We start from the raw sequence: 11,584 nt of genomic DNA, 5'->3' as shown, positions 1-11,584 counted from the left end.
TGACTAAATGATCACTTAGTTTCCAGTCTCTGACCCGCTACCAAGGAGACCTCATGATCGACCGCAGGCTTTTCCTCGGGGGCGCCACCCTGGCCGTGGGGGTCCCCCTCCTCGGCGGCTGCGCGCCGGGCCCGACCCAGGCGTCGCTCAGGTCGGACTCCTCCGCCCTGGCCAACCCGGGAGCGCTCCCGGTCAGCATCGTCAACAACACCGGCCGGTTCGCCGACGGAGAGGTGCTCGTCTACGTCGTGGGCACCGACCTGACCACGAACCAGCACGTGTGGGTCGACGCATCCGGGACGCCCCACCCCGTCAGCGAGGGCGACAACACCGACAACGGGTACACCGACTACTCGATCCCGCTCGACGCCCTCGCCGGCATGACGCTCCCCTACATGTCGGGGCGCATCTACCTCGCGCTCGGCGGCAAGCTCGGCATCCGCATCGTCATCGGGGGAGACGGAACGCCCGCGCTCCAGCTCCCCGCCGGCTGGGTGGAGAGCGACCACGGCTTCGACGTGCTGCACGACTCGGTCGAGTTCACCCACAACGACGCCGGGATGTTCTGCAACACCAGCATGGTCGACCAGTTCAGCGTGCCCATCGGCATCCGACTGACCGGCGACGCCGACCAGACCACCGGCACGTTCAAGCCGGGCGGGCGGGCGGCCGTGTTCGAGACGCTCTCGGCGGACCCGGTCTTCTCGTCGCTGGTCTACGACGACCTGCGGGTGATCGCCCCCGGGCACGCCCTCGACCAGGGGCTGTTCCCCTCGGACTACTTCGACCCCTACATCGACCAGGTCTGGTCGCACTACGCGTCCACCGACCTGACGGTCACCACGAACGCCGGGACCTTCACCGGCCGCGTGCAGGGCGAGCAGCTGGTCTTCGACGGGGGCGTCGCGCCGATCTCCCGGCCCTCGACCAGGGACGTCCTCTTCTGCGACGGCAACCTGGCCGCCCCCAACGACGGGATCACCGGGCCCGTCGCCGCCATCCTGGGCGCGGCGTTCAACAGGGCGACCCTGCTGACCGCCGCGCAGCAGCCGACCGACGACCCGGCCGGCTTCTACCAGTCGGAGATCGCCAACCACTACGCCGCCGTCTTCCACGCGAACACCGTGGACGGCAAGGCCTACGGGTTCGCCTTCGACGACGTGGAGGACTTCGCGTCCTACATCCAGGACCACGGGCCCTCCGCGTTCGAGATCACCCTCACGGCGTTCTGACGCCGCGGCTCGCACCGCCCGCGCACGCGGGCGGCTCCCGGGCCGGGATCGGATCCGGGAAGCCGCCCGCGGCGGCCCCGTGCCCGGCCCGGGGGCGAGCCCTTCCGACGCCCGGCCCACCGGCCGTCGCCGGGGCCCGTTCCGCGTGTGGGGCGCGGGGCCGGGTCGCGGCGGCGCGGTGGGCCGGGACCGGGGACGCCCCCGTGCCGCCGGGCACGGGGGCGTCCCCTTGCTCCGGACACGGCCCCGCGCCCGCTCCTTCCCCACCCGGTTCCGGAAACCGGATCCTGTGGGCACGGAACCCGGGGGCCGACCGCCACCGCGCCGGCCGGAGGGGGGATCGTGGACGGGCCCGGTGTCACGCCCGGGAAGTACGGGGCGGGGTGGGCGGGACGGCACCGTCCGAGAGCACCGGGAGGGTAGTGAGTGACCAACGGGATGGCGGGAGACGGCTGTGAGCAGAACAGTTCTGGTGACCGGCGGTACCAAGGGCATCGGGCTCGGCATCGCCAAGGGGTTCGCGGAGGCCGGGGACCGGGTGGTGATCATGGGCCGCGACGAGGCCAGGACCCGTGAGGCCGCCGAAGGCGTCCCGGGAGCGCGGTGGGCGGTCGGGGACGTGGCCAGGGCCGCCGACTGCGCCCGCGTGGTGGAGGAGGTCGTGGAGGCAAGCGGCGGCCTGGACGTGCTCTGCGCCAACGCCGGGATCTTCCCCTCCTCGCCGCTGGTGTCGATGGGCGAGGACGAGCTCGACCGGGTCCTCGACACCAACGTCAAGGGCACCGTGCTGATGGTGCAGGCCGCGGTGGAGGCCCTGACGGCTTCCGGCCGGGGGCGGGTGGTGATCACGTCCTCCATCACGGGGCCGCTGACCGGGTACGCGGGCTGGTCCCACTACGGGGCCACCAAGGCCGCCCAGCTGGGGTTCATGCGCAGCGCCGCCCTGGAGCTGGCGCCCCGCGGCATCACCGTCAACGCCGTGCTCCCCGGCAACGTGCGCACCGAGGGCCTGGACGACATGGGCCCGGACTACCTCGAGCGCATGCGCGCGGCCATCCCGGTCGGACGCGTCGGCGAGGTCGAGGACATCGCCGCGGCCTGCGTGTTCCTGGCGAGCGCCGGGGCCTCCTTCATCACCGGCCAGTCCCTCGTGGTGGACGGGGGCCAGGTGCTGCCCGAGGACGGCCAGGCCTTCGGCCGGGCCCTCGGCTCGGACTGACGCCACACGCCCCGAACCGGGGGACCGCGGCCGGGCCTCGCGCCCGGCCGCGGTCACGCCCCTGATCGGCCCCTGCCCCTGGACGCGGTTCCGGAGCGTGCGAACCGCCTAGGAACGCGCCGTGCGGCGAGCGGCGATGAGCGCCTCCACGCCGTCGAGGAGCAGGCCGAGTCCGAAGCCGAAGTCGCCGTCGTCGATCCACTCGTCACCGTCGCCGAAGGCGTCCTCCCCGACGGCCGCCGCCAGCGCGGGGTAGGTCTCGGGATCGAGGACCTCGGTGAGGATCGCGCCGTACTCCGCCAGTCCGGCGGCCTCTTCCTCCCCAGGCGGCTCCGGCCCGCCCGCGCCCAGCGCCAGGCCCGCGTGGCTGACGGCGTAGCCCGTGAGGGTGCTGACGACGTTCATCCTCTCCCCCGCGCCCAGCCCCGTGCCGTCCAGCGCGGCCAGTCCCCGGTCGAGCCAGAGCAGGGACCTCGGTCCCATGGGCGGGGCGAAGCGCGTGATGTGCAGCAGCCACGGCCGGTCGAGCAGGAAGTCCCGGTGGGCGCGGGTCCAGACCGTGAGGTGGTCCCGCCAGCCCGTCCCCTCCGGTTCCGGGGGGTCGGGCGCCGCCGCGTCGGCCATGGCGACCAGCAGCTCCTCCTTGCTGCCCACGTAGCGGTACAGCGACATCGTCGCCACGCCCATGCTGCGGGCGACGCTGCTCATCCGCACCCCGGCCAGCCCCTCGGCGTCGGCGATCCCGATCGCCGCGGCCGTGATGCCCTCCAGGCTCAGGCTCGGGCGCGGCCCGTGGCGGGACACCGGGTCGCGTCCCCACATCCGCGCCACCACAGGGGGCAGTGCCGGTCCCTCCGCCATGGCGTCTCCGTTCTCTCCCCCGGTCCGCCGCTCGCAGGACGGCAGACCTACCGGTCTTGTCCAGAGGATAGGACGATGTACTCTGTACGACGTACAGTGTATCTAGTACTCAGTTAAAGCCCCCTGGAGACCCCCGATGACCGACATCCGCGCCACGCCGGCCCCCTCCCCCGCCCCACCCCCGAGTCGGGGGCCGACGAAGGACTCCGAACGCGCGCTCGCCCCCGACCTCGCGCGCGGCGCCATGCTCCTGCTCATCGCGCTGGCCCACGCGACCGGCCTCTTCTTCGTCTCCGCGCACGGCGCCGGTCAGGCGACGGGGGTCGCCGAACGTGCCTTCGAGATCGCCATGTCCACGCTCGTCGACGCACGCGCGATCCCGATGTTCGCGATCATGTTCGGCTACGGACTGGTCCAGGTCGCGCGGCGGCAGGACGCCGCCACCGGCTCCCCCCGGGCGACGCGCGCGATTCTGCTGCGCCGCAACGGCTGGCTGGTCGCCTTCGGGCTGGTGCACGGGACACTGCTCTTCTCCGGCGAGATCCTCGGGGCGTACGGCGTGCTGGGCCTGCTGTTCACACTCGTGCTACTGCGCCGCAGCGACCGCGTGTACCGCGCCCTCCGGTGGATCGGGGGCGTGCTGCTGGTGTACGTCGTGGGCCTCGGCGGCCTGGTCGCCTGGGCCGTCGCCAACGGTTCCGGGGAACCGGCGCCGGTACCGGTCCCGGAGGAGGCGTCCTCCCTGGACGCCGCGACCTACGCGGCCTCCGTCCTCGCACGGCTGAACGAGTGGCCGGTGCACACCGGGCTCATCGTGGCCGGGTACCTGCTGCCGGTCTGGTTCGGCGCGTGGGCGGCCCGGAACCGCGTGCTGGAGGCTCCCGGGGACCACCGCCGGACATTGTGGACGGGCGTCGTCGGCGGTTTCGCCGTCGGTGTCGCGGGCGGGCTGCCTATGGGCCTGGCCAACGCGGGTGTGCTGCACGCCGACGCGTTCGCCGCGACGTGGGTCCAGCTGCTGCACCAGGTGTCCGGGGTGTTCGGCGGCATCGGCTACGTCTCGCTGTTCGGGCTGCTCTCCCTGGCGCTGTCGAGGGCGGGGAGGCCCCGTGGGAACAGCGCCGTCGTCGGCGCGCTGGCCGCGCTCGGCCAGCGCTCGCTGAGCGGCTACCTGTTCCAGTCGGTCGTGTGGGTGGTCCTGGCGTCGCCGTACACGTTGGCGCTCGGCGCCCGGTTCGAGGAGCCGACCCTCTTCGCCGTCGGGTGCGCGGTGGTGGTCTGGCTCGTCAGCGTCGTCGGCGCCGACCTGATGCGGCGCCGCTCCCTGCGCGGCCCGGCCGAGGTCCTGCTCCGGAGGCTCACCTACGGCCGCTCGCGGAAGACCGCCTGAGCCCTTCCGCCGCATTCCCCTAGCCTGCCTGCCGACCCGACGCAGTGAGGGCTGGGGACCCGTGAGGAGGAGGCGACCCCGACCGGCCCCGACCCGTCCGATGGCGTGTCGGTCGCACCGGCGGAAACGGCGGCCGGTGCGACCCAAGAGCCCCCTCCCCCGATGATCTAGAGGCCCCACCCCCGATGATCTTGTACTTATAGACGTTCTCGACGCCCAACCTCGCTATAAGTACAAGATCATCGGGGGGAGGGGGCGGGGGCGGGCCCCTGCTCTGAGCTGTGCAACCGCCCTGTCCGGGAGTGGCTGATCCCCGGACGGGGCGGTCACGGCGGGCCCCGTCACCACGCACCCCGGTGCCGCAGAAAACCTGCTCCCCACCCCGGTCCGGGTCCCGACCGGCGCCCCTTGACCTCAACTTAAGTTGAAGTTCAAGAATGTCGACCACGTCCACCGACACAGAGGAGAAAGACGTGCGTACGACAAGTGATCCGCCCCAGGGGGCGACCCGACCCGGAGTGCTGTTGGCCGTCGTCATGACGGGTGTGCTGGTCGTGGCCATGTCGATCTCCGGAACGGCGGTGGCCGTCCCGAGCATCGGCTCGGACCTGGGGGCCTCCGGCGCTCCGCTCCACTGGGTGGTGGCCGGGTACAACCTCACCTTCGCCGCGTTCACCCTCGTCTGCGGCTCCCTCGCCGACCTGTTCGGAAGGCGGCTGCTGTTCGCCGCCGGGGCGATCGTCTTCGCGGCGGGCAACGCGGTCGGCGCCCTGGTCGGTGACGTCCTCGTCCTCGACGCCGCCCGCCTGGCCGCCGGTGTCGGCGGTGCCGCGATCATGGCCAGCGGCGGAGCGCTGCTGGCGACCTTCTTCGAGGGGGCCGCGCGAACCCGTGCCTTCGCGGCCATGGGCACCATGGCCGGGGTCGGCATCGCCGTCGGCCCGACCCTGTCGGGGCTGCTGGTTGGGGCCGTGGGCTGGCGGGCGGCGTTCCTCGTCTACGCCGCGGTCGGCCTGCTCATCCTGGTCGGCTCGCTGTTCATCACCGAGTCGCGCGCCTCCGACCGGCCGCGCGTCGACTGGGCCGGGGCGACGACCTTCATCGCCGGTCTGGCCCTGGTGATGTTCGCGGTCATCGAGGCGCCGGAGGCGGGCTGGACGAGCCCGGAGGCGCTCGGCGCCCTGGGCGCCGGGGCGGTGCTGCTCGTGCTCTTCCTCCTCATCGAACGCCGGGTGGCACAACCGGTGCTCGACCTGGCCCTGGTGCGCAACGGCCCGTTCATGGCGTGGTGCCTGGCCACGCTGACCACGTCGGTCGGGTTCCTCGGCGTGCTGGTCTTCCTGCCGACCTACCTCCAAGGGGTCCAGGGGGTGGGCGCCCAGACCGCCGGCCTGATGATGCTCATGCTCACGGCACCGGTCCTGGTGACCCCGCTCCTGGGCGGGTGGCTCATCACCAGGGGCGTTTCGCCCCGGGGGCTGATCATCCTCGCTCTGCTGTTCGTCGCCGGGGGGAACGGCCTGCTCACCGTCCTCCATCCGCAGGTCGGCCCACTGGCGCTGGCCCTGCCCTTGGCCCTGATAGGCACCGGCATGGGCCTGTCGTTCGGCATCACCGACGGCCAGGCGATGACTCTGGTCCCCTCCGCCAAGGCGGGTATGGCGGCGGGCTTCCTCAACACTCTGCGCGGCGGCGCCGAGGCCCTGGTCATCGCCGTCTTCGGGGCCGTGCTGACCAGCGTCGTCGCCGCCCGCACCGGATCGGTCGAGGTCGCCGCACGTGCGACCGCCGGTGACCTGACGGGCCCCGGGTCCGGGGCGCTGGCCGAACACCTCACGGCGGCCTGGGACATCGCCTCCTGGGGTGTCGCGGCTCTGTCGCTGGCCGCCACAGCCGGTGTGGCCGTGCTGCTGGCCCGGCGTCGGAAGGCTCCTGGAGGGGAGCGGGACGCCGCCGGGAGGGAGGGCGACGTGGTTCCCGGGTAGGCCCGGAGACGGCGAAAGACACTCGGCGACGCGAGTGTTGCGCGGGGCCTGGTCGGCGTCTCGGGCCTACCCGTGGCGGACGGCGCCGAGGAGCGCTCCCCACTCACGGCCGGACAGGAGGAAGTGCCCGTCCGCAGGGTTCTGGGAGTCGCGGACTACGGCGGTCCCCTCCCCTACGTCAGCGAATTCCACGCAGTTCTCGGTGCGCGCGCCGGAGTAGCTGGACTTGCGGAACATCAGGTGGGGAGTGCTGGCGGCCATCATCGGTGTCCTCCAGTCAATCGAGGCTGCTCGGTGGCCTCTACTCGGCAGAGTACGGCGGGAGAACGTCGGAAACCAGGCACCTGATGGTGCCCTTCCTGTCACCAAGCGACTGGGGCACGTCCTTCCACAACCCCTGGAGCAAAACCAGGTTCCTCGCCCGCCACCGGGACGTAGGACGGCCCCGGCTTCTACCGAGGCCGTTGATCGTCCAGACTTCAGAACTGGTCGGAACCGGTCACCTGTCCGATCGGGAACGAGTGGCGGGGACAGCAAGGCGTACTTTCCGGGCATGAGTCCACCGGGGTAGGGTGGTCCGTGGATGAATGCGTAGAAGGCCCCGACCGCGACGGTCGGGGCCTTCTTGCGTCGCGTCTACGCCTGGTCGCGGCGGGCGACGGCGAGCAGGGCCTGCCACGCATGTGTGTCGGCGATCGTGAGATGGCCCAGGTGGCGGTTCTGGGTGTCACGGACGGCTGCGCCAGCCTCCAGGTCGGCGACCTCGACACAGTCACGGGCGGTGCTGCTGTAGCTGGACTTGCGGAAGGTCAGTTCGGTGGATGAATGCATGGTGTGACTTCCTAGTCGGTGATCATCTTCTTCATCATGCGGAGAGAGTCTGCCTGGGACAGAGCGGTCACCTGGAGGTGGCCGAAGACCACCCGGTACTCATCGACCTCTTCGTGCTCCTCCAAGAACAGGCCATCGGTGCGGGACTCGAGGAACACCAGTGGTCCGTCGAGGTCGTCCTGGAAGTCGAGCAGGACGAACGGACCGCTGATACCAGGATGAAGTCCAGCGGTGAACGGAAGCACCTGGATTGTGACGTGGTTGTCCGGGTCTTCCGAGAGGTCGATGAGCCGATGAAGCTGGCTGCTGGCGACCTTCCCCTCTGGCAGACGGCGAAGTACCGATTCATCGACCACGGCCCAGACGGTCGGTGGCTGGTCGCCGGTCAAGACCTCCTGCCGAGCCATGCGGGCTTCGACGATTCGATCTACCTCGGCGGCCGGTCTGGCAAGAGACGCGCGAGCACTGGCTGCGGCGTACTCCTCTGTTTGGAGTAGGCCAGGCACCACCACGGGCTGCCAAGTGGAGACCACGGACGCCTCGGACTCGAAGCCGACCAGACTGTCCGTGCCGAACACGTCCTTGAACTTGGTCCACCAGCCGCGTTCTCTCGACTGTCTGGCCAGGTTCAGGATCGCTTCGCGCTCGGCGTTCTCGGCCACCTCGTAGTAGTCGAGCAGCTGGCGGATGTTGCCCAGGTCGGGGCGGATCCATTTGTTGCCCTCCATGTGCGCAAGGCGACCGCGCGACCATTCCAGATCGTCGGTGACGACCTCCAGGGTCTTGCCCTGCTCATGCCGAAGGTGGCGCAGCACTGCGGACAGGCGCCGACGGCGCACGGTGGGGCTGATTCTCCTGGTCATCGGGCCTCTCCCCTGGGGTGGTCGTGCCGATCGTATGGCAGAACTTCTCAATCAGGCATCTTTCGGAATCTTGGAATCGGATTCCTGTCATGCACTTGCAAACTTTAGATTCCTAAGTTCATCATAGGAGAGCATTCATCCGAGCCGCCCTCATCCAGCGGCACCCCGATGAAGGAGGCGCCCTGTGCGCTACCTGAACCCCTCGGCCCTGGTGGCCGCCCGCTACATCGCCTCGGAGGCCATGCGCCGCCGACGACCACGGCGGGCGGCCCGGGTCCGGGCCTACGCCCCCGCCCGCTTCGTGCCCTGCGCCCCGACGCCGCACGACATCCTGAACGCGGTCCTGGACGGCCTCCACCGGCTGGAGGTGAGGGCGGCATGATGCCCCCGCACTGCGCCGAGACCTCCCTCGACCGGAACGGCATCCCGCGCTGCTGCGTCATCGAGGCGGGCCACGAGGGCGACCACATGGACCACCAGGCCCGCACCTGGGAACCCCCGAGCACGGTCCTCGCCCGCCTCCAGGAAACCTGGGGCCGCACCCACCGCATCATCTGGACCGGCCGCATGTGGATCGCCACCGCCCACCGCGACGACGTCCACTGGAGCACCGAGGTCGAACCCACCCCGGCCCAGCTGGAGGCGAGCCTTCAGAAGCACTCCCGGCCGCCCGACCGGCCCCGCGCCCGCTCCGCGTCCTCCGCGCCCTCAACGCCTTCCGCGTCTTCCACACACTCCGCGTACCGGGTCCTCGACGTCACCGACACGGGAGGCGCCCCGTGAACCGACAGCGACCGCCCCGACGGGGCCCCGCCCGCATCTGCGCCGACGACGCCCCGCTCACCCCCGAGGAGCAGGCCGCCTACGACCGCCAGGGCGAGCTGATCGCCCTGGAACTGCGCTGGGAGAACGCCCTCCGGGCCGCCGGGCACCGGGTCCCCGCCACCATGGACGGCGTCCGCTGGGGCAACGGCGACAGCAGCCGCGAGGACAGCACCCGGGCCCGCGAGGACGGGTAGCGCCCCGGGAACCCGAGCCGGACGCAGGGCACGGGGCCACCGGGCGACAGCCCGGCGGCCCCGGTCCGCACCCGCTCGTCCTACTTCCGCGACCACCCTCGACTTCGCCGCAACATCCGCCTACGCATACGCTTCGAGCTGGAGAAACGACCGATGACCCCCGTACAGCCCCTCATGGACACCGCCGAGGAACTCCTCACGCCCGGCGAGGTCGCCCGCCTGTTCCGCGTGGACCCCAAGACCGTCACACGCTGGGAGAAGGACGGCCGCCTCACCTCCCTCCGCACCCTGGGCGGTCACCGCCGCTACCCCAAGGGCCAGATCACCGACGTGCTCAACGCCGAACCGGCCGGCGGCGAGGTCGTCCGCGCCCTGGAGAAGGTCCACGCCCTCGCCCTCGAAACCGGCGCGACGGCCGAGGCCGGGCACATCGCCGACCTGATCGGCACACTCCACGGGAACGGGTGACGCCCGCCCGGACGAACCGCTCCACGTCTCCGGATCCACCAGCCCTGGAAAGCGCCATGGACAAGATCTGCCCGAACTGTCTACAGCCCTGGCCCGCCTGCGTGTGCGTGGTCCCCCTCGGACAGGACACCGCCGTCACCGTGTCCTGGTGCCCCTGGCCGCACCCGGTCCTGTCCCAGCAGTTCGGAGGGCCGCTGCTGGAACCCTTCGGCCGGACGGACACCTCGGACCCGCCGAAGGAGTTCTGCCGGGACTGCTCCCAGCCCTGGCCGTCCTGCCGGTGCGAGGGCCGACGCCTCTGACCCCGCAGGACACGGCCGTTCCGCTCTCCCGGCCGGGAGAGCGGAACGGTCCGGGTTCGCCCCCGACCCGGGCTAGGCCAGGCCGAGCGGGCCGTCCGGCGCGGGGACGAAGTGGCGGGCGACGTCCTCGTCGGAGACCGCCTCCAGGGTGTCCGGCACCCACTTGGGCGAGCGGTCCTTGTCGACCACCTGCGCGCGGACGCCCTCCGCCACGTCGGGCGAGGCCAGGGCCGCGCAGGAGACCCGGTACTCCTGTTCCAGGACCGCCTCCAGCCCCGGCAGCTCCCGGGCGCGGCGCAGCGCCGCCAGAGTGACCTTCACGGCGGTGGGCGACTTGGCGAGGACGGTCGCGGCGGCCCGCGCCGCCTCCGGGTCGCCGTGGGCGCGCAGCCGCTCCACGACCTCCTCCGCGGTGTCGGCCGCGTAGCAGGAGTCGATCCAGTGCCTCCGGCCGCGCAGTTCGGAGTCGGGCGCGGCCTCGGCGAACCGGCCCACCGCCTCGGCGACGTCCCCGGCGGAGGCCGCGTCCGCGAACGCGGCGGCCAGGTCCGGCAGCCGGTCGGAGGGCACGAAGTGGTCGGCCAGGCCCAGGTACAGGGCGTCGCCCGCGCCGACCGACCCGGCGGTGAGCGCCAGGTGGGTGCCGGTCTCCCCCGGCGCCCGGGACAGCAGGTACGTGCCGCCCACGTCGGGCACGAAGCCGATCGTGGTCTCGGGCATCCCGAGGACCGTGCGCTCGGTGACGATCCGGACGGACCCGTGCGCGGACACCCCCACGCCGCCGCCCATCACCACGCCGTCCATGAACGCGGCGTAGGGCTTGGCATAGCGGGCGATGTGCGCGTTGAGCAGGTACTCGTCACGCCAGAAGGCCGCGGCGCGCAGGTCCCCGTCGAGGGCGCTGGCGCGGATGGCGCGGACGTCGCCGCCCGCGCACAGGCCGCGCTCCCCGGCGCCGTCGATCAGGACGGCGGAGACCGCGTCGTCGTCCTCCCAGGCTGCGAGGGCGCTCCGGAGGGTGTTCACCATGGCGTGGTCGAGGGCGTTGATGGCGCGGGGGCGGTTGAGCGTGAGGCGGCCGAGGCGGCCCTCCACCCGCGACAGGACCGTGTCCCCGGCGGCTCCGGCGGCGGACATCAGGCGGCCCCCGTCAGGCCGCGGGCGGTGATCGGGTTCATGGTCTCGTTGGTCCCTTCCAGGGTTCGGTGCACCCGCAGGTCGAGGACGATCCTCCCGGTGCCGTACCCGGTGGGGCAACCGCGGCCCCCGCGCGGCGGGAGGGCCCGGTCCGCGGCCGTGGACTCGGCCCGGGCCCCGGCGGCGAACCGTCCGGCCACGGCGCACAGCCGCGCCGGGACACGGGGCCCGGGGTGACCGGGCCCGGCGCGACCGGGAAGAACGACGCCGCCATGCG

General features: G+C 72.1%; 14 protein-coding genes and 1 pseudogene. 9 read left to right on the top strand and 6 right to left on the bottom strand.

Annotated elements, in window-relative coordinates:
* Positions 1-53 precede the first annotated feature (53 nt).
* On the top strand, positions 54-1,232 hold the full coding sequence (locus ACFQBR_RS30535) for a beta-1,3-glucanase family protein (protein WP_344182959.1): 1,179 nt from the start codon (positions 54-56) through the stop codon (positions 1,230-1,232).
* Positions 1,233-1,686: 454 nt separating this feature from the next.
* Positions 1,687-2,451: a 3-oxoacyl-ACP reductase FabG gene (gene fabG, locus ACFQBR_RS30530; protein WP_267946938.1), complete on the top strand. Its 765-nt coding sequence runs from the start codon at positions 1,687-1,689 to the stop codon at positions 2,449-2,451.
* 108 nt (positions 2,452-2,559) lie between these two features.
* Here the strand turns inward: fabG and ACFQBR_RS30525 are convergent, their stop codons facing one another.
* Positions 2,560-3,312 carry a TetR/AcrR family transcriptional regulator gene (locus ACFQBR_RS30525; RefSeq protein ID WP_267946939.1) on the bottom strand — a complete coding sequence of 251 codons (753 nt, stop codon included), beginning with the start codon at positions 3,310-3,312 and terminating at the stop codon, positions 2,560-2,562.
* Between the two features lie 136 nt (positions 3,313-3,448).
* Between ACFQBR_RS30525 and ACFQBR_RS30520 the strand changes: the two genes are divergently transcribed.
* Both ACFQBR_RS30520 and ACFQBR_RS30515 read left to right on the top strand, forming a co-directional pair.
* Positions 3,449-4,702 (top strand): DUF418 domain-containing protein, encoded by a 1,254-nt coding sequence (locus ACFQBR_RS30520; RefSeq protein ID WP_344182956.1) that lies wholly within the window; start codon positions 3,449-3,451, stop codon positions 4,700-4,702.
* Between the two features lie 473 nt (positions 4,703-5,175).
* A complete protein-coding gene (locus tag ACFQBR_RS30515) occupies positions 5,176-6,687 on the top strand; it encodes an MFS transporter (protein ID WP_344182954.1) in 1,512 nt (503 codons plus the stop codon).
* Between the two features lie 66 nt (positions 6,688-6,753).
* Here the strand turns inward: ACFQBR_RS30515 and ACFQBR_RS30510 are convergent, their stop codons facing one another.
* From ACFQBR_RS30510 to ACFQBR_RS30500, 3 genes are all read right to left on the bottom strand, one after another.
* Positions 6,754-6,948 (bottom strand): DUF397 domain-containing protein, encoded by a 195-nt coding sequence (locus ACFQBR_RS30510; protein ID WP_267946942.1) that lies wholly within the window; start codon positions 6,946-6,948, stop codon positions 6,754-6,756.
* Positions 6,949-7,323: 375 nt separating this feature from the next.
* On the bottom strand, positions 7,324-7,518 hold the full coding sequence (locus ACFQBR_RS30505; RefSeq protein ID WP_267946943.1) for a DUF397 domain-containing protein: 195 nt from the start codon (positions 7,516-7,518) through the stop codon (positions 7,324-7,326).
* Positions 7,519-7,529: 11 nt separating this feature from the next.
* Entirely contained in the window at positions 7,530-8,381 is an 852-nt protein-coding gene (locus ACFQBR_RS30500) for a helix-turn-helix domain-containing protein (RefSeq protein WP_267946944.1), read from the bottom strand.
* A gap of 184 nt (positions 8,382-8,565) precedes the next feature.
* Between ACFQBR_RS30500 and ACFQBR_RS30495 the strand changes: the two genes are divergently transcribed.
* The 5 genes and pseudogenes from ACFQBR_RS30495 (at position 8,566) to ACFQBR_RS30475 (ending at position 10,170) form a co-directional block, all read left to right on the top strand.
* Entirely contained in the window at positions 8,566-8,763 is a 198-nt protein-coding gene (locus ACFQBR_RS30495; RefSeq protein ID WP_330156407.1) for a hypothetical protein, read from the top strand.
* Positions 8,760-9,164: a hypothetical protein gene (locus ACFQBR_RS30490; protein WP_344182951.1), complete on the top strand. Its 405-nt coding sequence runs from the start codon at positions 8,760-8,762 to the stop codon at positions 9,162-9,164. The genes ACFQBR_RS30495 and ACFQBR_RS30490 overlap by 4 nt, the downstream gene beginning before the upstream one ends.
* Positions 9,161-9,400, top strand: a complete 240-nt coding sequence (locus tag ACFQBR_RS30485) for a hypothetical protein (protein WP_267946947.1) — start codon at positions 9,161-9,163, stop codon at positions 9,398-9,400. The genes ACFQBR_RS30490 and ACFQBR_RS30485 overlap by 4 nt, the downstream gene beginning before the upstream one ends.
* Positions 9,401-9,574: 174 nt before the next feature.
* Positions 9,575-9,748: pseudogene (locus ACFQBR_RS30480) on the top strand (BldC family transcriptional regulator); the annotation flags it as partial.
* A gap of 227 nt (positions 9,749-9,975) precedes the next feature.
* A complete protein-coding gene (locus tag ACFQBR_RS30475; RefSeq protein ID WP_267946948.1) occupies positions 9,976-10,170 on the top strand; it encodes a hypothetical protein in 195 nt (64 codons plus the stop codon).
* A gap of 72 nt (positions 10,171-10,242) precedes the next feature.
* On the opposite strand, the gene ACFQBR_RS30470 is transcribed toward ACFQBR_RS30475, so the two are convergent.
* The gene (locus ACFQBR_RS30470; protein WP_344182947.1) at positions 10,243-11,307 is read right to left on the bottom strand and encodes an enoyl-CoA hydratase/isomerase family protein; all 1,065 of its coding nucleotides are present in this window, start codon (positions 11,305-11,307) and stop codon (positions 10,243-10,245) included.
* Complete coding sequence (locus tag ACFQBR_RS30465) at positions 11,307-11,507, bottom strand: acyl-CoA dehydrogenase family protein (protein WP_267946950.1); 201 nt, start codon at positions 11,505-11,507, stop codon at positions 11,307-11,309. Before ACFQBR_RS30465 ends, ACFQBR_RS30470 begins: the two co-directional genes overlap by 1 nt.
* Positions 11,508-11,584: the final 77 nt, after the last annotated feature.

It is taken from the genome of Nocardiopsis tropica, from assembly GCF_042660575.1.
In the GTDB taxonomy this organism is placed as follows: Bacteria; Actinomycetota; Actinomycetes; order Streptosporangiales; family Streptosporangiaceae; genus Nocardiopsis; species Nocardiopsis tropica.
The sequence above is the reverse complement of the archived record's forward strand: the minus strand, read 5'-3'. Positions and strand labels throughout refer to the sequence as shown.